The 22,402-nt window shown below is 47.5% G+C and carries 14 protein-coding genes; 6 read left to right on the top strand and 8 right to left on the bottom strand.

Annotation, left to right across the window (positions count from 1 at the left end):
• The first annotated feature begins 33 nt into the window (after positions 1-33).
• From T538_RS0106705 to T538_RS0106725, 5 genes are all read left to right on the top strand, one after another.
• Positions 34-2,580, top strand: a complete 2,547-nt coding sequence (locus T538_RS0106705) for a transglycosylase domain-containing protein (protein WP_031532795.1) — start codon at positions 34-36, stop codon at positions 2,578-2,580.
• A 9-nt stretch (positions 2,581-2,589) separates the two neighbouring features.
• A complete protein-coding gene (locus T538_RS0106710; protein ID WP_031532794.1) occupies positions 2,590-4,605 on the top strand; it encodes an AAA family ATPase in 2,016 nt (671 codons plus the stop codon).
• Between the two features lie 151 nt (positions 4,606-4,756).
• On the top strand, positions 4,757-5,365 hold the full coding sequence (locus tag T538_RS0106715) for an L-threonylcarbamoyladenylate synthase (RefSeq protein WP_031532793.1): 609 nt from the start codon (positions 4,757-4,759) through the stop codon (positions 5,363-5,365).
• Positions 5,366-5,385: 20 nt separating this feature from the next.
• Entirely contained in the window at positions 5,386-6,318 is a 933-nt protein-coding gene (locus T538_RS0106720) for an alpha/beta hydrolase (protein WP_031532792.1), read from the top strand.
• Positions 6,319-6,576: 258 nt separating this feature from the next.
• Positions 6,577-7,188, top strand: coding sequence for a hypothetical protein (locus T538_RS0106725; protein ID WP_231497073.1), 612 nt, complete (start codon positions 6,577-6,579; stop codon positions 7,186-7,188).
• Positions 7,189-7,278: 90 nt separating this feature from the next.
• On the opposite strand, the gene T538_RS0106730 is transcribed toward T538_RS0106725, so the two are convergent.
• The 3 genes from T538_RS0106730 to T538_RS0106740 are packed head-to-tail and all read right to left on the bottom strand — an operon-like array spanning position 7,279 to position 14,198.
• Positions 7,279-8,946 carry a DUF5123 domain-containing protein gene (locus T538_RS0106730; protein WP_031532790.1) on the bottom strand — a complete coding sequence of 556 codons (1,668 nt, stop codon included), beginning with the start codon at positions 8,944-8,946 and terminating at the stop codon, positions 7,279-7,281.
• Positions 8,947-8,966: 20 nt separating this feature from the next.
• Positions 8,967-10,925 carry a RagB/SusD family nutrient uptake outer membrane protein gene (locus T538_RS0106735; RefSeq protein ID WP_031532789.1) on the bottom strand — a complete coding sequence of 653 codons (1,959 nt, stop codon included), beginning with the start codon at positions 10,923-10,925 and terminating at the stop codon, positions 8,967-8,969.
• Between the two features lie 15 nt (positions 10,926-10,940).
• Positions 10,941-14,198, bottom strand: coding sequence for a SusC/RagA family TonB-linked outer membrane protein (locus T538_RS0106740; RefSeq protein ID WP_031532788.1), 3,258 nt, complete (start codon positions 14,196-14,198; stop codon positions 10,941-10,943).
• 257 nt (positions 14,199-14,455) lie between these two features.
• Between T538_RS0106740 and T538_RS0106745 the strand changes: the two genes are divergently transcribed.
• Positions 14,456-17,131: a rhamnogalacturonan lyase gene (locus T538_RS0106745; RefSeq protein ID WP_155993039.1), complete on the top strand. Its 2,676-nt coding sequence runs from the start codon at positions 14,456-14,458 to the stop codon at positions 17,129-17,131.
• Positions 17,132-17,320: 189 nt separating this feature from the next.
• Here the strand turns inward: T538_RS0106745 and T538_RS0106750 are convergent, their stop codons facing one another.
• The 5 genes from T538_RS0106750 to T538_RS0106770 are packed head-to-tail and all read right to left on the bottom strand — an operon-like array spanning position 17,321 to position 22,365.
• Positions 17,321-18,442 (bottom strand): glycoside hydrolase family 26 protein, encoded by a 1,122-nt coding sequence (locus T538_RS0106750; protein ID WP_031532786.1) that lies wholly within the window; start codon positions 18,440-18,442, stop codon positions 17,321-17,323.
• 45 nt (positions 18,443-18,487) lie between these two features.
• Positions 18,488-19,255 carry a twin-arginine translocase subunit TatC gene (tatC, locus tag T538_RS0106755; RefSeq protein ID WP_231497077.1) on the bottom strand — a complete coding sequence of 256 codons (768 nt, stop codon included), beginning with the start codon at positions 19,253-19,255 and terminating at the stop codon, positions 18,488-18,490.
• Between the two features lies 1 nt (position 19,256).
• Positions 19,257-19,436, bottom strand: coding sequence for a Sec-independent protein translocase subunit TatA/TatB (locus T538_RS0106760; protein WP_031532784.1), 180 nt, complete (start codon positions 19,434-19,436; stop codon positions 19,257-19,259).
• A 22-nt stretch (positions 19,437-19,458) separates the two neighbouring features.
• Complete coding sequence (locus tag T538_RS0106765; RefSeq protein WP_031532783.1) at positions 19,459-20,871, bottom strand: aldo/keto reductase; 1,413 nt, start codon at positions 20,869-20,871, stop codon at positions 19,459-19,461.
• A gap of 15 nt (positions 20,872-20,886) precedes the next feature.
• Positions 20,887-22,365, bottom strand: coding sequence for a 4Fe-4S binding protein (locus T538_RS0106770; protein ID WP_031532782.1), 1,479 nt, complete (start codon positions 22,363-22,365; stop codon positions 20,887-20,889).
• Between the last annotated feature and the right edge of the window lie 37 nt (positions 22,366-22,402).

The raw sequence follows: 22,402 nt of genomic DNA on the forward strand, positions 1-22,402 counted from the left end.
GCATCGAATTTAAAATTCAGGATTGATACAATAATGAAAAAGGTGCTACAAAAGACTGTAGACTTCCTCAAACTATGTTGGGGAAAGTTTAAAGGAATAGGACGATGGTATAAGAACCTGTACAAGGGTCAGCCTTGGTATCAGAAGATAGGCGTGGGATTTGTTTCGACAATAGTCCTGTTTTTGCTCTATCTGGTTGCCGTCGATGTTAATTTCCTGTACCTGTTTGGCGACATGCCAAGTTACAACAACCTAAAGAAGCCAAAACTGTACGAAGCATCGGAACTTTACAGCGCAGACGGAAAACTGCTCGGACGATACTTCAACGAGAACCGTATGCCTGTTACATACGAGGAGATTTCTCCTAACATCGTAGACGCACTCATCTGCACAGAGGACGTGCGCTTCTACAAGCATCACGGAGTAGACTTCCAAGGAATCTTCGCCGCCGCAAAGGATATGGCTAAGGGCAACGCCCGCGGAGCATCAACAATCACACAGCAGCTTGTGAAGAATATGTTCAAGGCAAGAACAAACTATTCGCAGGGACTTCTGGGACACGTTCCGGTTGTCAAGATGATTGTGATGAAGACCAAGGAGATGATTACCGCGACAAAGATTGAGTGGATTTACGACAAGAAGACAATTCTTGAGATGTACTTCAACACCGTGGACTTTGGAAACAACACCTACGGAATAAAGACGGCGGCAAAAAGTTATTTCGGTACGACACCCGACAAGCTTACGCCCGACCAGAGCGCAATCCTAGTAGGACTTCTGAAGGCAACAACCACCTACAACCCTCGCACAAACCCAAAGAACGCGATGGCTCGACGCAACGTGGTTTTGATGAACATGGTTGAGAACGGAAAACTGTCGATGGAGCAGTACAACGAGTACAGCACTCGCGACATCAAAACAACCATCATCAACAAAAAGAACGAGGTTTACACCGGCAAAGCTCCTTACTTCCGCGATGCCGTAGAGAAGCATCTGAAGCACTGGTGCGACTCAACAGGATACAATCTCTACACCGACGGTCTGAAGATTTACACCACTCTCGACACACGCCTTCAGGCGTATGCCGACTCGGCTGCGCGCAAGAAGATGAAGGACATTCAGCGCAACTTTAAGGCTCACTGGCAGGGACAAGATCCTTGGCAGGACGAGAGTCATCATGTAATTGAGAACTTCATTCCAAAGAGAATGAAGGAAACGGTCCGCTATCAGGTTCTTGCCGACAGATTCAAAAACTGCGAGGCTAAGGAGGATTCAATAGAATATTGGATGAACCAGCCTCACAAGACTAAAATCTACGACTTCAAGAAAGACGAGATTGTTGATACAACCATCAGCACCGTCGATTCTATAAAGCACATGCTTCACTACATGCATTGCAGTTTCGTGGCAATGGAGCCAAAGACTGGCGAGGTGAAGGCGTGGGTTGGCGACATCAACTACAAGGCATGGAACTACGACAAGGTAACATCCATGCGTCAGGCAGGCTCAACATTCAAGTTGTTTGTATATGCAACAGCCATGATGCAGGGCTACACTCCATGCTCTAAGATGCAGGACAAGAATGTTGGAAGATACGTTCCGGAGAAAGACCCGAACAAGGGAAAGATGATTTTCTGCAAAGACTCTAACAAGCAAGTAAGAATGAGTTACTGGAGTCCGACAAATGCCAACGGCTACTTTACCGGAGCATCATATCCGTTCAAGAGCGCGTTTGCGCAGTCTATCAACAGTATCGCCGTTCAGGTGGGCGACTCGGTTGGATATCAAAACGTGGCAAACACAGCGCGCGCAATGGGCATAAAGTCGCCAATCGTTGCAAGTCCGTCTATCAGCCTTGGCGCAACAGACGTGAATCTTCTTGAGCTCGTAAATGCCTATGCCACAGCGATGAACGACGGCAAGTATCACGAGCCTGTTCTCGTTACAAAGATTGAAGACCGCGAAGGCAACGTAATCTACACCGCTCCTACCGAGCAGACTCAGGTTATGAGTTATCGCGCAGCATATCTTACCCAGACGCTTCTGTTTAGCGCAATAAAAGAGCCGGGAAGCACCGTTGCCGCACTGTGGAGTTACATTCACGATGTATGCCGCGACACCGACTTCGGCGGAAAGACCGGAACATCAAACAACCACTCCGACGCATGGTTCGTGGGCACAACGCCTAATCTGATTGGCGGCTCATGGGTTGGCGGCGAGTACCGATGCATTCATTTCCGCACTGGAGCACTCGGACAGGGAAGCCGCACGGCTCTGCCTATCTTCGGATACTTCATGGACATGGTTCTGAAAGACCCAGCGTTCAGCAAGTACAAAGGTCAGTTTAAGTGGAAACCAAATCCTGATTTGCTGAACGGCGAGAAGATTGACTATTCAAGCTACACTTGTGCAAGCTGCTACGTTTCGCGCAACGACAGCACTCAGAACGACTCTCTGGCTGCCACAACCGAGAAAGCCGAGGGCGAGGCTGGCGGAAAGGACGGCGACAAGAGCGCAAGTCAGCCTTCGGAAAAGAAGAAAAAGAAAGACGACGGAATGATAAATTTCGACGACATCTGATAACCGCTAATGGAAATCAGCAAGATTGATACAAGCAACACTGAGTTTCAGAATGCACTCCAGCTGATTCAATACACTCACAACTCCGTCTTCCTGACGGGAAAGGCTGGAACAGGTAAATCAACCTTTCTGAAATATGTATGTGCCAACACCAAGAAGAAACACGTGGTGTTGGCACCTACTGGTATTGCGGCTATCAATGCTGGCGGCTCAACGCTTCACAGTTTCTTCAAACTGCCGTTCTATCCGCTTGTGCCCGACGACGCACGATTCTCGAGCCAGCGACGGATAAAGGATTTTCTGAAGTACAACTCGGAAAGAGTGAAGATGCTTCAGGAGGTTGAACTTATCATCATCGACGAGATTTCGATGGTGCGAGCCGACATCATCGACTTCATCGACAAGGTTCTGCGCATCTATTGCCGAAACATGCGCATGCCTTTTGCCGGAAAGCAGATGCTCTTTGTTGGCGACGTGTTCCAACTTGAACCTGTGCTGAAGAACGACGAGCGCGAGATGCTTCGCCCGTACTACCCTACTCCATACTTCTTCAATGCCGAGGTTTTCAAGTCGATGGAGCTTGTAAGCATCGAGCTCACGAAGGTCTACCGCCAGAACGACCCTGCTTTCGTGGCGGTTCTGAACAACATACGCACAAACCGGACAACCGAGCACGACCTTCAACTTCTGAACACCCGATACACCGAGCATATCCGCGAGAACGAAGGCTTCGACCAGTCGGGCAAACTGTTCGTAACGCTCTGCACACGCCGCGACAGCGTTGACTACATAAACCAGAGCAAACTCGATGCCATAGACGAAGAGCCGTACACCTTCAAGGGCGAAATCTGCGGCGAATTTCCCGAAAGCAGCCTGCCAACGCTCAAGGAACTCACAATAAAGAAGGGAGCGCAGGTTCTCTTCATCAAAAACGATTTTGAAAAACGATGGGTAAACGGAACGCTCGGCATAGTGCGCGATATTGACATAGACAACGACGCGCTTTTCATTGAAACCGAACAAGGCGATTGCTTCTGGGTTACGAAAGACAAATGGAGCAACGTGCGATACACATACAACGAGACAGAGAAGAAGATTGAGGAAGAAGAACTCGGCACGTTCAGCCAATTCCCGATAAAATTGGCGTGGGCAATAACAATCCACAAGAGTCAGGGACTCACATTCTCGCGCGTGGTGATAGACTTCAGCGGAGGCGTCTTTGCTGGCGGACAGGCCTACGTTGCTCTGAGCCGATGCACATCGCTCGAAGGCATTCAGTTGAAAACCGAGATTCAGCGCCGCGACATCTTCGTCCGCCCCGAGATTCTGACTTTTGCACAGAACTTCAACAACACGCAAGCCATGCAGCGCGCACTGAAGCAGGCGCAAGCCGATGTTCTGTACAAAGAAACCGTAGAGGCATTCAACAAAGGCGATTTCGAACTGTGCCTGAGCAAATTCTACAAGGCAATACACACGCGATACGATATTGAGAAGCCAAACTCAATCCGCTTCATCAGGCGCAAGCTAAACACAATAAATTCGCTGAAAGCCGAGAACAAAAGGCTGCGCGAGGAACTATCGCAGCGCAACCAGCATCTAAACAAATATGCGCTCGAATATGTTCAACTTGGCAACGACTGCATAACGCAGGCACATAACGCCAAGGCTGCAATAAAGAACTATAACAAGGCTCTGAAACTGAATCCGAACTGCATCGACGCGCTCGTCCGCAAGGGCATAACGCTGATGAACACGGGCAACACCGCCGAGGCAGAACAAGAGCTGAACAAGGCTGTGGAACTGTCGCCAATATCGTTCATGGCTCTCTACAACCGCGGGAAACTGAACATGCAGCTTGAACGCTACGAGCTTGCCGTGGCTGATTTTGACAAGTGCGTGAGCATAAAGCCGAAGCATGCCAACGCTCACCAGCTGTTTGGCAACGCGCTAAACGAACTCGGAAACGAGGAGGCAGCGCAGATTCAGTGGGCAATAGCAAATGAGCTGAGGAAGAAGAATTGACAATTCATAATTCATAATTAACAATTCAAAATTCATAATTAACAATTGACAATTGGGGAATTGAAACTTGAAAATTGAAAGTTGAAAAATTCTTTTTCTAAATTCAGAATTCATAATTCAAAATTGATAATTCATAATTGGGGGAAAATATATGATTAAGAAACTTTATTCTAAGAATAACTCGGTAGAGGATATTCAGGAGATTGTGAATCTTCTGAACGATGGCGGTGTGGCTATTCTGCCAACCGACACGATGTATGCCATCTGCTGCAACGCTCTGAAAGAACGTGCCATTGAACGTATCTGCAAAATAAAGAACATCGACCTAAAGAAGAAAAGTCTGTCAATCATCTTCAAAGACATGAGTCAAGTGAGCGAATATGCCAAGATGGACAACGATGCCTTCAAACTGATGAAGCGCAATCTGCCGGGGCCTTTCACCTTCATTCTGCCGGCCAGCAACAAACTGCCAAAGATTTTCAAAAACCGCAAGGAGATGGGCGTACATCTGCCAAACCATCCTGTGATGAGAGAGATTTTCGGCATTATGGAAGACCCGATAATGAAGACAACAATCCCTTACGACAGCGACGATGAGATTGAGTATCTTACCAATCCGGAGTTGATTGACGAGCGTCTCGGTCATGCCGTAGATTTGGTTGTTGACGGCGGCGACGGCGGAACAGAGCCAAGTACCATTGTCTATTGCGTTGATGGCAGCAACGAAGTTATCCGCCAAGGCAAAGGCGAACTGATTTAATACAACTAAATACATCAGAAATGCACATAACGAAAAAGAACATCTTACTTACATCTTCCGTAATCATTATTGTGCTGCTCGCCGCAATAACGGGCGGAAGTTTTTATATGCTCAGCTACTCGCTAAGCCCCGACAAAACGCGCCACAACACCGATTCGTGCTATCGCGAACTGTTTGAGAGATATCCAGAGACAGCCGAGTGGATTGACAGTCTGAAGCGCATCGACGCGCTACGCGACACGTTCATGACTATGCCGACGGGCGAACGGCATCACGCCTACTTCGTAAACAGAGGCGGCAATAGGACGGCACTCGTTATTCACGGATGGCGCGACCAAGCCATAAAATACTTCTTTCTGGCACGAATGTACGAGCGCGACCTTGGCTACAACGTGGTGATGCCCGACCTTCACGCAAGCGGAATGAGCGACGGCGAGGCCATCGGCATGGGATGGAACGACCGTTACGACGTTATGCAATGGCTGAAAGCCTTCAAGACCGACACGATGGTTGTACACGGCGTATCAATGGGAGCCGCCACAACGATGATGATGTCGTCGCTCCCAAAGCCCGACGACATCAGCGACCTTCGTTTTGTTGAGGATTGCGGATATACAAGCGTGTGGGACGAATTCTCAGGCGAACTAAAATCGCAGTTCGGTCTGCCCGAATTTCCACTGATGTACACAACGAGCCTTCTTTGCAAAATGCGATATGGATGGAGTTTTGGCGAGGCCTCAGCCATTGGCGAGGTTACAAAATGCAAGTACCCTATGCAGTTCATCCACGGCGACAAAGACACGTTTGTACCAACAGAGATGGTCTATCGCCTTTACAAAGCCAAGCCCGAGCCAAAAGCCTTATGGATTGGCAAGGATGCCGTCCACGCCCGCTCATACATGATGCACAAGGCTGAATACACCGAGGTTATCAGAAAGTTTTTAGGTAACTGATTATTATTGCGGTTATATATATAAAAGTTAGATTTGTTAGTTTTGCCGAACAAACAATGAAAGATTCCTTAAGGCAATATATCTTAAAAAAAAATTGCGTACCGTAATAAATAGTTTATACATAAAAACAACTATCCTTTCAAAATAATTATATAACTTTGTCTTCAATTAAGATTTTAACCCTTTTTTGATCTTTAAAATTATAATACTCTCATTTATTAATGATATATGTCACGGCTTAACGAATTGTACAAGGCAATGGAAGCATTGCGGAATGTTGGTCTTTCTATAAATGAAGAAATGGAAAGACAAGCAAGTGAACTGGAAGAAGAAATAATAAAGAAAGAAATCCTTCCTATAGTCACAGAAACAATTGAGCCTGCACTTAAACAAGTGCAGCGAGAATTAGTGTTAGTTGTAGACTATCAGCCAGGGAATCCAATAAGTGTTTCTCTATCTCGCAAAACTAATATCACAAAATTAATTGATGCGAAACGCCTTGAAGTTGATCCAGAAGTCAAACACAAAGAATTTGGGCAAAGAAAAAATAAAGTAATAAACAAAGCACCAAAAACTGGGCTTTGCATTTATAGAAAAGATGGTTCAATTTTACAGAAGGACGATGCAGCAACAACTTTTACATCTGCTATTATTGAGGCTGGTTTAATGAATGTTCGCGCAATGGAAATCAAACTCTGTCGCATTAACATCGTCTCAACAACTAAAGACAAGAAATATGGAAGTCATCAACGTGAGGTTTCTCCTGGACTATATGTCTTAACACATAGCAACACTAAAGCAAAAAAGAAAATATTAGAAGACATCAACAAAGCATTAAATATGGGCTGGATAATAGAAATTATAAAATAAATCATATAACAAATCTTTAATTTATTAATATTGTAAAAAAGGACAAGCCCCGAAAGACTTGTCCTTTATTTTTTTACGTCAGAAGTGTAATTACTCTGCTACAATCCAGCGTGGGTCACCAACATTCTTTGACGCTACGCTGCTGTTGATGATAGTCAGATCACCATCATCTGCATTCTTGAACACAGCTGCATCGTCAAGACCGAGAGCCTCAGCGCCCTTGATTGTCTTAGCCCAAGTTGTTGTTGTCCAGCTGTTGACTACCGTTGGATTTACAGCCGAACGAATGTTCTTTGTTACATCATCTGCACTCTTTGCAAACAAACAGTTCTCGATTACAAAGTTTGTTGCTCCGTAGCCAGAACCAAAATCGATAAAGTACTGGTTGTTTCCGAATACGTTGTAGAATGTAACGTTGCGGATTTCGACAGAACTGAAGTTCTTACCTGATGACAGAATCAAGCCCTTACCGTTAGTACAAAGATTGTAGAATGTACTGTTTTCGATGCATACCTCAGAAGTAGAGCCGTTACGCAAATCGAAGAATGCGTAGTTATTACCGCACTCTGTAAAGACGCTGTTCTTAACGTTAATCTTAGAGATGCTTACAGAAGCACTCTGGATACGCAAGAATGTGTTAGACTTGAATCCCCTCACCTTACAGTCGATGATGTTAAGTTCAGACACGCTACCAGCGTTGCTCTGGTTGATAAAATAGCCAGTACCAACTACATTAAGGTTCTGGAATGTGATGCTGCTGTGAGCACCAGCGATGTCCATGCACTTAACGAAGTTGAGAGTTGGAACGGTGCCGGCACCTCCGAAGAATGTAACAGACATTCCGCTTGGGATAACCAGATTAGCATCTGTTCCTTCGTCAGAAAGGCTCTTGAAATCGACAGTTGTTCCACCCTTGATGATGGCAGTTACGCTGTAGCTTGTCTTGCCGTCGGCAGCAGCCTTGGCAGCAACAGCCTTGAGGTCGGCATCAAGATCGCCTGTGCAAGTAAACTTGTACTCGGCAGCCGGACTTGCATCTGCTGTAGTTGCTGAAACTGTTCCGCGCTTAGCATCGACATTATAGATTACGAATGTGTAGAATGTAGACGGAGTCAAATCGGCAACGGTGAGTTCGCCAGCCTGCTTAGCCTCATCTGAAACCTGAATATTCTGCACAACCTCATCGCCATTAAGAACCTCGATGTTCGTAACCTCTGCGTTTGGAGTCCAACTAAGGTGAATTGTTGTCTCGTCGCGGTCTTCATCAGTAATGGCATTGAAAATCTGTTCTGCCTTAGTTTTGAAAGAGAATTTCTTAAGATAAACCCAATGAGACTCTTTTGGCTGATTGTTAGGACAAGCCTCAGCACCGGCAGGCACATTCTGCGGAACGTAGCGTCCCTTCATACGGAAGTAGTACTTTGTGTCGCCAGCCAAGCCAGTCAGAGTGTAAGGAGTTGTTGTTATAGAGCCGTCCTCGCCGAATGTCTTGATAACGATGGCAGACTCGTCAACATCATCGAACAGAGAATCTTTTGAAACCTGCATGATGTAGTAAGTTGTGTTTGGAGTCTTGCCGAAAGACACCTCGGCTGTCGTTGCCGTAGGCGTAACGCTCAACGACGACTGTGTGCTGTGGAACAGACGGTCGTAGGAAGAATCAACCTCCCAGTCGTTGCCGTCTGTACAAGCTATGAAACTTGTGGCTGTCAGGAGCGCAACAGCTCCCGACATAACCATATTCTTAATATTCTTCATTTTTCCTCTGTGTTTCTTTATTAGTCACTATAACCATAAGAATTGTGCAAAGAGCCGTTCGACTCAGAAATTGTTGTTGAGCCGATTGGCAGCAGATATCTGTTCTTTACTGTAGAGTTGAGACCTGCGCTGATGAATGGCAGATAAGTGTTGATATTCTTCTGCTTGTCAGACTTGTTGACATCCTCGTCGCCCCAGAATGTAACAGACTCCCAACCGCCAGTCTCGACATCCTCTGGCTCTGCATACCACTGAACGCTGCTCATGTCAATCTGCCACCACTCGCAACCGTAACGGCTGTCGTCCTTGCTTACCTTATTGTACTTGAAGTAGAGCTTCTTTGGATAAACGTTGCCAGCCTTTACTGCATTTGTGTAAGATGCCTTGAACTCATCAATCTTTGAACTCAAAAGATTCCAGCGGATAAGGTCGAACTTACGGAAGCCCTCACCTGCCAACTCCCAAGCATCCTCGTCTACAATTGCGCTGAAGAAGTTATCGGCAGTAAGGTTGTTGACGTAGCTCTGAGCATTAACCTTGTCAGCCTCGGCAAAGGCGCGTGTATGAACCTGGCCAAGAGCCTCGCGAGCTGTAAGGCTGCATCCTGCAACGCCTGCATCTGGATTGCCGTTAAGGTAGTTTGCAACCTCGGCATACATCAGCAATACCTGAGAATAACGCATACGGATTACGTTGATACCGCTCATCCACTTTGCATTACCTGCGTTGAGGGCAACAGAGCGCCACTCCTCGTTCATCTTTCTTACATCCCACTTACCAACATAAATCTCGAAAGGCTTGTTGCCCTGCATGTTCTCTTTCAGGATGCCGTTCTCCTCCTTCATCTCGTATGTTGCACAAGTGATGTCGCGACGCTGGTCTTTCTTGTCGAATGACCAGAAGAAAGGTGCAGTAAGCTTAACCTTACCAGACGAGTTACCCTTTGCGCCGAATGCTGTTGAAGCACCGTTTATACGAACACCGATGGTGTAGCCAAGTTCGCTCGACTTGCCAAGTCCATCTGGAATCTCAAAGATATTCTCCTGATACTGAGTGTCAAGTTCGCGCTGATTAACCTTGTACCACTCGTCGGCAAACGAAGGGTTAAGTTTGTGCTTTCCGCTGTTGATGATAGCTGCAAGATGCTCGCCAGCCTTCTGATACATAGCCTTGCGAGTAGACTCGTCGCAACGCTGTGTCGGATACTTTGCATCTGAGTTCTCAGCAGCTGTCTCGTAGCCGCTCTTTGCCTGCTCGCGGATTGCCCATCCTGCGCGTGTAAGGCAGAGCTGAGCAACAACTGCGTGAGCAAATCCCTTGTTGGCATGCTCGGTTGTCAGACCATTCTCGCCAGCCCATGGAAGGTCGTCTATTGCGCCTTCAACATCGCTGATGAGTGCGTCGTAAATTTCGTCGCGGTCGGTCTTGCCAAGATAAACGTTCTCTGGGCTTGTTGCATTCAGCTTGAACGGAATATCGCCGAATACGCGAGTAAGGTCGAGGTAGACCATTGCACGAAGAACCTTTGCCTCGGCTCTGTAACGGCGCAAAGCCACAGCCTCGTCGCTGCTTCCACCAGCCGCGCTGCTGTTGTTCACACCATCAACAAGCATGTTTGCATACTCAATGGCTGAGTACATTGCGTTCCATCCCTTAGAAAGGTTTCCCCATCCCGGATTGGCGTTGTAGTTCATGTTACCGCGCTCGCTCGATGTGTTGCTTGCGTTGCCCTCGCCCAGACCGTCGATAAGCTCGATATCCGAGTTTGTAGCCCAATGCATGCTTACATACTGAGTGTAAGTCTCGCCCTTGGTCAACTCGCCGTAGACCTTATTTAATATGAGATTTGCATTTTCTGCGCTCTCGCATGCAGTCTGTGTCGTAATCTCCGAAGGCGATGTCTGATCAAGGAAATCAGAACATGAAGCGAAAGACACAACACCTGCACCTAATATTATTGCTTTAAAAATATTTTTCATCTCTTGAATTTTTCTTTAGAATGAAACATTCACGCCAAGAACGTATGAACGACTCTTTGGATAAGCAGCATAGTCGATACCCGGACACATTGCATTCTTCTTGCTGCTTGTATCAACCTCTGGGTCGGCACCTGAGTAGTTTGTGAAGCAGAACAGGTTATATCCTGTAAGATAGAAGCGTACGTTACTCATGTGAGCCTTGCGGATTACGCTCTTTGGCAGCGAGTAGCCCAATGTGATGTTCTGGATGCGGAGGAACGAAGCGTCCTCAACAGCTGTGTCGATAAGCTGGATTGTTGATACGGCACATGGATTGTAGATTGATGCGCCCTTGTTAATCTCGTTAAGACGGCTCTGAATTACGTCGGTTGTGCCGTAGTAAGCCAATACCTCTGACGATGGATTTGCAAGGTTGTAGCCAGTAGCAGGGTCAATCCAAGTGTAACGGTTTGCAAGGTTGAAATCGCTGTTAAGGTTATAGCCCTTGGCTGAACCGCTGTAGAAACTTGTTGCAAGCTTAGTACCGTTAACAATCTGATTGCCGAACGAGTAGTTGCAATAAAGTGTGAAGTCGAACTGCTTGTAACGTGCGTTAAAGCCAAAACCGCCAGCCCATGGAGCCACGGTGTTGCCCAAGCGCTGCTTAATCGGAGTTCCGTCCTCATCGCACTTAAGTTTCAAGCCGCCCGGATAATAGTTACCGCCAGTGATGCTTGCACTATTGTCCTTAACGCCGTCGCGCAGAACCCATGCTGTATTTGATGCGTTACGAACAAGTTCGCCGTTAGGGTTTGTCTCTGGGTCGTAAACAGTATAGAAGCCGTTTGTCTTATAGCCCCAAACCTCGCCTAGTCTGCCGCCTTCCTCAACGCGGAAGTCCTCGTACTTGCTGAGTGTTGAACCCGACCAGTTGCTGCTCTGCCATGGGCTGTCAAGAGCAAGTTTGTCAATATTGTTGCGGTTGTACGATACGTTTCCGTTAAACTCAAGACCGAAATCCTTCTTGTCAACAATCTGAGCCTTTACGGTAAACTCGAATCCCTTGTTAGATGTCTGACCGAAGTTTTGATACTGCATTGTGTAACCAGATGAACCGGCGATGGCAGTCTTCATCAGAAGGTCTTTTGTTGTATTCCAATAAAGGTCGAATGTACCAGAAACACGGTTGTTTGCAAATCCGTAGTCGATACCGATGTTACGAGTGATTGTTGTCTCCCACTTCAACTTCTCGTTAGAAAGAGTTGTTGCGTGCTCGAGCATAGACTTTGAACTTTCCTTACCATTCTCAGTAAAATAAGGTGCATAAGCCGTTGCATTTGCAGCAGAATAAGTTGTGTAGACTGAGTTTGACGGAATACGATTGTTACCTGCTGTACCATAACTCAAACGTAGTTTAAGGCTTGACAGCCAGTCGCGTGTTCCTGCCATAAACTTCTCCTCGCTCAATCGCCATGCAAAGGCTGCTGATGGGAAGTAGCCCCATCTGTTGCCCTCGGCAAACTTGCTCGAAGCATCGGCACGCATTGTGAGTGTAAGAAGATACTTCTCGTTAAGTGTATAGTTCAGACGACCGAAGAATGAGAACATATTCTCATCTGGACTCTCGTATCTGTATGGAGTCTTTGCAACACCCTTGTCCTGATTGTCAAGAACATTGTCGAATGAATATCCGTGAGGGAACTGAGTGCGAACATTCTGAGTCTCTATCTCCTGTGCACTGCTCCACTCCTGACCAACAAGCACGTTAATGCGGTCGCGACCGCCAAACAGTTTCTTATTGTCGTAAGTAATGGTGTTGGCGTTCTTCCAAGTCTTGGCATCAACACGACCAATGAACGACTGTGGAGAACCGAAATCGCCATAGCTTGAATTCTGAGTTGCATCCTCGAGCCAAACCTGGTCGGTGTCAGTATCAGTCCAAGTATAGCCGAGTTCAGAACGGAGTGTGAAATTCTTGATTGGCTTAACTACAAGACCTGCGCTGAAACTGCGCTGGAACTTTGTCTTAGCCTTGTAAGTTGCAACCAAACGCTCGTAAGGATTCTTCTGTGATGAAGTGCTTGATTCATCATCGTCATCAGCAGCAAGCGGATTGATTGGACGGAAGCGAGCCGAGTTTGCAACGATTGAGTTTGCAGCGTTACTCTCGTTTGTATCTGCACCCGAGCCCAGGCCCTTAACCTTCTGGTAACTGATGCGACCGTTCAAGTCGAGCGACAGCCACTTTGTGAACTTGAAGTTCAGCTTGGCGTTACCGTTATCCTTGCGGAATGATGATGACTTCATGATGCTGTTCTCACCATTGTGAGAGTAACTTACGTTGAACTTAACCAACTCGTTACCACCGCTCACGCTAAGGTTGTACTGGTTCTGAGTTCCGACGTTGCCGAAAATCTTGTCCTGATAATCCTCGCCGTTTACAGACTTCCAGATTTCAAGGTCGTCAAAGTCTCCGTAGTCTGTCGAACCAAGTTCGTACTGATAGTAAGCATAGTTGTAAGGGTCCATCACCTTAACCAACTTGCGAGCCTTCTTTATACCGAAAGATGCACCGAAGTTCACATCAATCTTGCCTGCACGACCGCTCTTTGTTGTTACGATGATAACACCGTTAGCACCCTTAGCACCGTAGATTGCAGTAGTAGAGGCATCTTTCAATACATCGATGCTCTCGATATCCGAAGGAGCGATGTCAGAGATAGAAGAAACCTCGAATCCGTCTACGATATAGAGCGGAGAGTTATCCTGAGACAACGAACCGCCACCACGCACGCGAATCTTAACATCGGCATCTGGCGAACCCTCGGTTGTAGTAACAGACACACCGGCAAGTTTTCCCTGAAGAGCCTCAGAAGCCGAAGCCACAGGCAACTCGCCAATCTGCTTTGCACTAACCGAACCTACCGAACCGGTAAGGTCGCGCTTGTTAACTGTTCCGTAACCAATAACGACAACCTCGTCAACCAACTTAGAGTCGTCCTCAAGGGTTACCTCAATCTTAGTCTTTCCTTTTACATCCACGGTCTTTGACTTCATACCTACATACGAAATCTCGAGCAGATGTTTGTTACCTGATAATCTCAGAGTGAAGTTTCCGTCCAAATCGGTGATAGTACCATTTGTGGTGCCCTGCTCAAGAATGTTGGCACCAATGATAGGCTCACCTGTCTGGTCTTTGACTACACCTGAAACAGTCTGCGCTGATACGCTAAGCGATATCATTGCCATTACGAAGAACAGCATAGCGCGGAATCTTTTCAATTTGTTAGACATGTTTTATTACCTAAAATTTATTGATATATAAAATTTATTTATTCTATTTCTGCAATTAGTACATTTCCGTTTGCGTTCACAAGCATAAGCACAATAACACTGATTAAGTGGCAAAAATACCCTATTTTTTTGATACGCACAAATAAATCGAATCTCTTTTTAATAATAATATAATATTTTAATTACTTTTGTGGCGAAATTGTTTAACTACATTTATTTAATTTATGAACCTGAAATACAAATTGTCTAAAAGCATTTTGCTATCAACCTTACTGCTCGGTGGAGTACAACTATCACAGGCACAACAAGTTGAAGAAAAACTAAACAGAGCACCAGTTGCCGTAAAGGCTTCTAACGGAATTCTTGTTTCGTGGCGTTCGCTGAAGGGCGACGACGCACAAATGGCGTTCAACGTGTACCGAAACGGAACTCTGCTGAACACAACCCCAATCACAACAAAGACAAACTTCCTCGACAAGGAGGGAGAAGCGGGCGCAACCTACAAGGTTGAGTGCATCGTAAACGGCGCGGTTAAGGAATCGGCCGAGACCAAGGCATGGAACAACATGTTCACATCATTCAACGTAAGCCGCCCGGATGCTCAGGCCAACCATGGCGGAAGCAAGGGCTATTATTTTCCCGATGACATGTCGGTTGGCGACCTCGACGGCGACGGCGAATACGAGTACGTTCTGAAATGGATGCCAAACAACTCCAAAGACAACGGAACCAGCGGATACACATCGCCTTGCGTGATAGATGCATACAAGGCAGACGGCACGCTTATGTGGCGCATAGACCTCGGACTGAATATCCGTACCGGAAACCACTATACCCAGTTTCTCGTTTACGACTTCGACGGCGACGGCAAGGCTGAAATGATTTGCAAGACTGCTCCGGGCTCTACCGACGCAGCCGGAAACTATGTCTCGGCGGCTGCAACCGATGCTGCAATAAAGGGCATAAACAATACAAAGATATATCTTAACTCAAACGGTCATGTAACTGGCGGAGAGGAACTTCTAACAGTATTCAACGGCGAAACCGGAAAGGCTATGCACACCATCTGGTACAATCCTAACCGCGCACGCACAACAGGCAACGCCGACATGACGTATGCCGACTGGGAAAGCGTTGCCGGAAAGAGCACTAACTACAACCGTGGCGAGAGATACAACGCTGCCGTTGCCCATCTTGACGGAACAAACAAACTGCCTTCTGCCATTATGCAGAGAGGCTACTACACTTACTGCTACCTGTGGGCTGTAGACTGGAACGGAACTGAACTGAAAACACGCTGGCTGCACTCTGGCATTAAAGGTTCTTGGCAGACTTACAATGCCAACAACAGCCTGTTGGCAAGCGGAACAGGCAGTTCGAGTTACGGACAGGGCGTTCACGGCATCAGCATTGCCGATGTTAACGGCGATGGACTGGATGACATAATTACAGGCGGCGCAACCATAGGCCACGACGGAAGACTGATGTGCTCAACCGGAAAAGGTCACGGCGATGCCCTTCATGTTGCCGACCTATGCCCAGACCGTCCGGGGCTTGAGGTTATGATGCCTCACGAAGAATCGCCTTTCGGCTACGATGTTCACGACGGAACAACAGGCGAGCTGATATACAGCGCCACAAGCGACAAGGACAACGGTCGTGGCTTGGCAGCCGACTACATTCCGGCAAACCGCGGATTCGAGTTCTGGTCATCTGCCGACAACAACATACGCTCAAGCACCGACGGAACAGTTCTTGGCTCAAGCAAGCCAGACTGCAACTTCCGCATATACTGGACTGGCGACCCTTACGACCAGACTTTCGACGGACGCTACAGCGATGAGACAGGCAAGTCTTCTCCGCGAATCCTGACCTACAACACTTCTTCAAAAGGTAATAGCGTATTCCAGTTGTTCACATCGCACGGCGACCCTCAGACTTGCAACACGACAAAGGCTACGCCATGCATTCAGGCCGATTTGTTCGGCGACTGGCGCGAGGAAATCGTGATGTATCAGTATAACAACGACTTGTCTTCGAAGACATTCAAAATAATGATTTTCTCAACTCCCGAGGAAACCGAGTACAAAGTACCTTGCCTGATGCAAGACCACCAGTACCGCATGGCTATTGCTTGGCAGAACGCAAGTTACAACCAGCCACCTCATCTGGGCTACAACCTTGCCGACTATCTGGGCGTTGACGGAAGCACATACGCAACAAAGACAACATCGCACGCTCCTGTATACACAGCCGAGGTTGTTGAGGTTGACGAGAATGCTGAGCACTTCGAGATTATCGACGGCTCGCACTACCCTTCTGCCGACAAGGATAAACTTGTCGGAACATCGTTCACAGCAGGCGAGAACGGCGAACTTACAGCATCGCCAAGCGGCAGTTATCTTAAAATAAGAACTAACATTAACGACCAGATTGTTCTTTCCGTAAACCAGGGATACATCATCACAGGCATCGAACTTGAGGGCTACAGCAACAACAAATCGGCAACTGCCGACCGCTCTATCGACCTCATCGGAGTTTATGTTGATGGCACAGAAGACAACAAGCTTGCAAGTACCGTTACATACCCCGGCGGCACAAGCGGACAAAAGCCTGTTAAGGCAACGGTTACCGACATTGAGGCTACAAAGAACATCGTAATGAAGTTCGACAACTCAAAGATTACAACAGAAGATGTTGATAAAAACGGTAAGAACAAGCAGTTGTTTGCATCAATAACCATCTATTACAAGGTTGCAGAAACAACCGGCGTAAAGACAGTTAAACTTGGCGTAAGCGGCAACAAGGCAGTTCTCTACAACGCTGCCGGACAGATTGTTGCAACTGGCGAGTTCGACATCAACTCGCTCAACATTCCAAGCGGAATATACATCCTTAACGCAAACGGCGAGACAAAGAAGATTTTCAAGTAACAAATATCAACCGACCAAACTTTAACTAACGCGCCCGAGAGGAAACGACTCCTCGGGCGCGTTTCTGTTTTCAAAAACCCGAACGAATCCCGAAGGAATCCCGAAGGCTGGAAAAAGAAATCAAACAAATACCGCGCTTCGAAGAAAGAACATTCGGAGCGCGGTATTGCTTTATAAAATCATTCTAAACTACTTATACAATTCAAGTTGTTTTGCCTCGCGGCTAAAGAGCGTGTTCTTTGCCTTGTAGAACTTAACAAAATCCTTTGCCGATGTCTGCTTTGGATAAGGCGCGAAATACTCCTTCTTGTAGTTGCGCCATACCAGCAGATACGAAACCGGATTCTCGTCGATGAAAGGCTTAACCACCCGAGTCCACCAGTCTGCCGTCGGAATACTTACGAAGCCCATCTCAGTTATCGCCACGGCCTTGTCGTGCTCCTTTCCTACCTCAACAAGCATCGGAAGGTTCTTGCCCAGAATCTGCTTGTATTCTTCTTCCGTGCCCCATTGATAGCCGTCGAAGCCAAGCAAATCAACATATTCGTCACCCGGATATCGTTCAAGGAATTTCTCTTTGTTGCCCATAGCCTCGATGCCCGGCGAGTAAGCCCAGATAAGATTGTCGAGTCCGTGCTTATTCATAACCTGCTGAGTCATGATATACAGAGCCTGATATTGCTTTTTTGTGCACAACTTCTCGCCCCACCAGAACCAACTGCCCGAATTCTCGTGCCAAGGACGGAAGATTATCGGCACTTTCACGCCGTCCTTCGTCTTTATCGAAGCCAAGAAATCGGCAACGCGATCGAGTTGCTGCATAAACTCCTCATGATAGTAACCGTATGGCAGAATATTCATAACCACATCGTTTCGGCTCACATCCCACGCGCTCTTCGTAGCCTTTGTAACAATATTGTCGGGATGCCAGCTTATAGTAACCACTCCGCCGCGCTCGTATTGCTTTATCGCCTCCTCGCGAATCTTGGCGAAAGGTACAGAATCGAGGTTCATCGTATCGGGTTTCTCGAGCCAGCCCAGTTCAAACCCCATCACCGCTGGATAGTCGCCCGTAAGGTCCTTGATGTCGCTTCGGTCTTTCTCGTAAGCCCATGTAACGCCATAGAACGTATCGTCCTGATGTCCGAACATCACCCCCTTGGCAGGAGATTTCTTCAGATTGGCGAGCAACGCAGCCGCCTCTTTTGTAAGTTGTAAACGCTTGTTCTTCCTGCAGCAATCCTGTGCTACGGACTGCATCGCAACCGCTCCCATCAACAGAACGGATACTAAGAATTTTAGGTTTTTCATAAAAACATGATAATGATTAAAGTTTGTCGGACGCAAATGTAATCATTATTTTTTACTTGTGCAAGAAACCAAGACTATGCTTGCCTCGTAGAGCAGCAAGATTGGCACCGAAACGAGCAGAAGCGTAAACACGTCGGTTGTTGGTGTGATGATGGCTGCCGCAACCAAGATGACAACAATGGCATGACGGCGGTATCGTCTCATGAAGGCGGCTTTAAGAAGTCCGAACTTAGCAAGAAGCCAGCACAGAATCGGAATCTCGAACACCAAGCCCATAAGCAGATTGAGCATCATGAAGGTCTCGATATACGATTCGAGCGTGATAAGGTTAGGCACGTCTTGGCTAACCTGATAGTCGCCCAAAAACCTTACGGTGAACGGAAAGATGAGGAAATATCCCAACGCCGTACCGATGATGAACATGGCATAGCCCGAACCTACCAGCGCGACGGCATATCTGCGCTCGTTGGCATACAACGCCGGAGACACATAACTGAACACAAGATAGAGCATATATGGAGCGGCGCAGAACACACCGGCATAGAGCGCGACCTTGGCATGAATCATAAACTGACTGGCAAGTCCGGTGTTTATCAGATTGACGGAGAATGGCTCTATCGGACTGATGCGCGACAAGAGCCTGAATGTAATGAAAGTGCTCTGCTTTGGCGCAAGCACAATGTCGAAAAGTTCTTCCTTGAAGAAGAAGGCAGCCACAGCAAAAAGACACACCGCAACCACTGCGCGGACAATAACTCCGCGCAACTGGTCGAGATGTTCCCAAAAAGTCATCGTTTCCTTTTCAGCCACGATGCTATTCTGTTTTTGATTCCTTCTTGTCGTCTGTCGAAGAGTCCTCGCCCTTCATTCCTTCCTTAAAACTGTGTACACCCTTGCCAAGTCCGTGCATCATCTCCGGAATCTTCTTGCCGCCGAAAAGCAGCAGCACCACGAGGGCGATGAATATCAACTCGGGAGTTCCTAATCCAAACATATCTTTCTGAAATTATTTATTGTTATAAGATTCCCTGCTTCAGACGGTCTATGAAGCCGTCTATTCTGTGCAGTTCTTCAGGGATATTTATATTCTGTGGGCAATGCGGAGCACACTGTCCGCAGCCAATGCAATGGTCGGCCTGACGAACCTTTGCCACGGCTCTGTCGTAGCCTACCAAGAATGCCTTTCGAGCCTTTGCGTAGTTAGGGTCGCGGGCATCCTTTGGCACGTTGCCTTCGTTTACGCACTTGTTATAGTGCACAAAGATAGCAGGAATATCGATACCATAAGGACATGGCATGCAATATTTGCAATCGTTGCACTGAACCGTAGGGTACGAAACGATGAGCTTTGCCGTTTCTTCGAGGAAGTCGAGGTCGTCTGGCGTAAGGTCTACAAGCGGACTGAAGGTGCACAGATTGTCCTGCAAGTGCTCCATGTACGTCATTCCGCTCAGAACGGTAAGCACGCGGTCGTGATGTCCAGCATAGCGGAAAGCCCACGAAGCCACGCTGTCCTCTGGTCTGCGCTGCTTTAGTCGGGCAACCACATGGTCTGGCAGCTTGCTCAGTCGTCCGCCAAGCAGCGGCTCCATTATAATTGCCGAAATGTTGCGCTTCTTCAGCTCGTTGTAGAGATATTCGGCATTGGTGTTGCGCGGATTTGTTTCCTTGGCATGAAGCCAGTCTACATAGTTCAGCTGAATCTGCACAAAGTCCCACTTGTACTTGTCGTGATTTGCCAGCAGATAGTCGAACACCTCAATGTCGCCATGATAAGAGAAGCCCAAATTCTTTATTCTTCCTGCTTCGCGCTCGGCAACAAGGAAGTCGAGCATTCCGTTATCCATGTATCTTTTGTTGAAGTTCTCCATTCCACCGCCGCCAACGGCATGCAGAAGCAGATAGTCGATATAATCGACCTGAAGATACTTCATTGAGTCGTGATACATTTTTATGCCAGCCTCGCGGCTCCATGTGTCGGGCGAGAAGTTGCTCAGCTTTGTTGCCACGAAATATTTTGAGCGGTCGTATCCGCTGGCCTTCAGGGCAATGCCAGTAGCCTCTTCTGAATGTCCCTTGCAATAGGCAGGCGATGTGTCGAAGTAGTTAACTCCGTGGTCGAGAGCATATTTCACCAAACGGTTTACCTGCTCTTGGTCTATTACCGACTCGGTTGGCTTTCCGTCCTTCGACGCCTTCTGCTCGATGTTTGGCAGTCGCATCATTCCGTAGCCGAGGATTGAGATTTTGTCCTTCGTCTTAGGATTTACGCGATACGTCATCTTGTCGGTCGGAACGTCGCCCGGCGCCTTCTCTTTCATTACCGTTTTCTGCGCCTTGTTGTCGCAGCCATATAGCGATGCCGTCAGAACTGCCGAGCCAGCCCCGAACAGTTTCAAGAATCGACGGCGATTTATTTTCTGTGCCATAGCCTTTCTGAAAAATTAGATTGTACGATGAACTTCGTGTCCCTCAACATATATTGCGCTGAATGGGCGCGCAGGACACAGATTCTCACAAGCACCGCAGCCTATGCAGACTTCGGTATCTATAACCGGTATCTTCAATGATGTCTCGTCCTTCTCGTCTGAAGGAACCATCATTATTGCTCCCGACGGACAATGGCGGGCGCAGTTGCCGCACTCAACTCCGTCGGTAAGCGGAATACAGTTCTTCTTTATCCACACGGCATGACCAATCTGCGTTGAACTCTTCTCCTCTACGGTTATCGGCTTTATTGCACCTACCGGACAGGCATCGGCGCAACGCGTACACTCTGGGCGGCAATATCCGCGCTCGTACGACATCTGCGGCTGCATGAATGTCTCGATATCTGCTGACGGACGTAGCACGCCGTTAGGACATGCCGTGATGCACAACTGGCAGGCGGTGCAATGCTGCTGAACGTTCTTTGCGCTTACAGAGCCAGCAGGAGTAATGGCAGTCTTTCGGGTCGGAGCAACCTTGTCCTCAACCACGGCAAGTCCGCCGTCTACCTTCTTTGCCTGGGTCTCGATAACCGATGCCGATGCCAAAGTAACCGCCGTTGCTATGAAAGCACGCTTTGATGTATCAACATTCTCAGCCTCATCCTTCTGAGCCTTCTTTGGATGAGAGAAGCTGATGGCACTCTTGTGGCACTTTCCGATGCAGTCCATGCAGGCAACGCAGCGGCTGTAATCAATCTCGTGTTCCTTAAAGTTGATGCACTGCGACTTGCAGTTTCGGGCACATAGTCCGCACTTGTTGCACTTGTCGGCATCTATCACTGGCTTGAGCCAAGCGAATCTCGAAAGGAAGCCGAGCATCGTTCCGACTGGGCAGACGGTGTTGCAATACAATCTGCCGCCAATCCATGCTATCAGGCTGACAATCAAGAATGTTGCAACGGCAATAATGAATACGGCGAGCGACTTAATCCACCACAAATCAACATGATAGAACATAACGCTGTCGTTCTTCTCTGCCACATCAGCCAAGGCATTGTTGCCAAGAATATAAAGCGGCTGGAAGATATTCGACATAATTCTGCCAAACGCGCTGTATGGCTCTATTATCCCGGCTATAGAGCCAAAGCCAAGAAGCAGCGTTGCCACAAAAAGAATGAGGAAGCCGTAGCGCAGAACCTTCATCTCGGGCTTGTATGCAAAGCGGTTCTTCTTGAACTTGCCGTGAAGCCACGAAACAACGTCCTGAAAAATTCCCAACGGACAGATAACACTACAATAAATGCGTCCGCACACAAGCGTGAGGACAACAAGTATCGCCACCACCAAAAGGTTTAGGGCAAGAACAGCCGGCAAAAACTGGATTTTCGGAATCCAACCTGCCACTCCGCTCATCGTCCCTGTAAAATCAAAAAACAAAAGTGTGACCAATGCAAAAACCACCGTTGCAATAATCACTCTGACAATACGTAACATGGGTTATAATATTTATATTCGTCGTTTATTACCTATT

Source organism: Bacteroides sp. Ga6A2 (assembly GCF_000702225.1).
GTDB lineage: Bacteria > Bacteroidota > Bacteroidia > Bacteroidales > Bacteroidaceae > Ga6A1.

Coding starts and splice junctions, on each gene's coding strand:
- T538_RS0106705 (WP_031532795.1), top strand. CDS start 34: ATGAAAAAGGTGCTACAAAAGACTGTAGACTTCCTCAAACTATGTTGG.
- T538_RS0106710 (WP_031532794.1), top strand. CDS start 2,590: ATGGAAATCAGCAAGATTGATACAAGCAACACTGAGTTTCAGAATGCA.
- T538_RS0106715 (WP_031532793.1), top strand. CDS start 4,757: ATGATTAAGAAACTTTATTCTAAGAATAACTCGGTAGAGGATATTCAG.
- T538_RS0106720 (WP_031532792.1), top strand. CDS start 5,386: ATGCACATAACGAAAAAGAACATCTTACTTACATCTTCCGTAATCATT.
- T538_RS0106725 (WP_231497073.1), top strand. CDS start 6,577: ATGGAAGCATTGCGGAATGTTGGTCTTTCTATAAATGAAGAAATGGAA.
- T538_RS0106730 (WP_031532790.1), bottom strand. CDS start 8,946: ATGAAGAATATTAAGAATATGGTTATGTCGGGAGCTGTTGCGCTCCTG.
- T538_RS0106735 (WP_031532789.1), bottom strand. CDS start 10,925: ATGAAAAATATTTTTAAAGCAATAATATTAGGTGCAGGTGTTGTGTCT.
- T538_RS0106740 (WP_031532788.1), bottom strand. CDS start 14,198: ATGTCTAACAAATTGAAAAGATTCCGCGCTATGCTGTTCTTCGTAATG.
- T538_RS0106750 (WP_031532786.1), bottom strand. CDS start 18,442: ATGAAAAACCTAAAATTCTTAGTATCCGTTCTGTTGATGGGAGCGGTT.
- T538_RS0106760 (WP_031532784.1), bottom strand. CDS start 19,436: ATGTTTGGATTAGGAACTCCCGAGTTGATATTCATCGCCCTCGTGGTG.
- T538_RS0106765 (WP_031532783.1), bottom strand. CDS start 20,871: ATGGCACAGAAAATAAATCGCCGTCGATTCTTGAAACTGTTCGGGGCT.
- T538_RS0106770 (WP_031532782.1), bottom strand. CDS start 22,365: ATGTTACGTATTGTCAGAGTGATTATTGCAACGGTGGTTTTTGCATTG.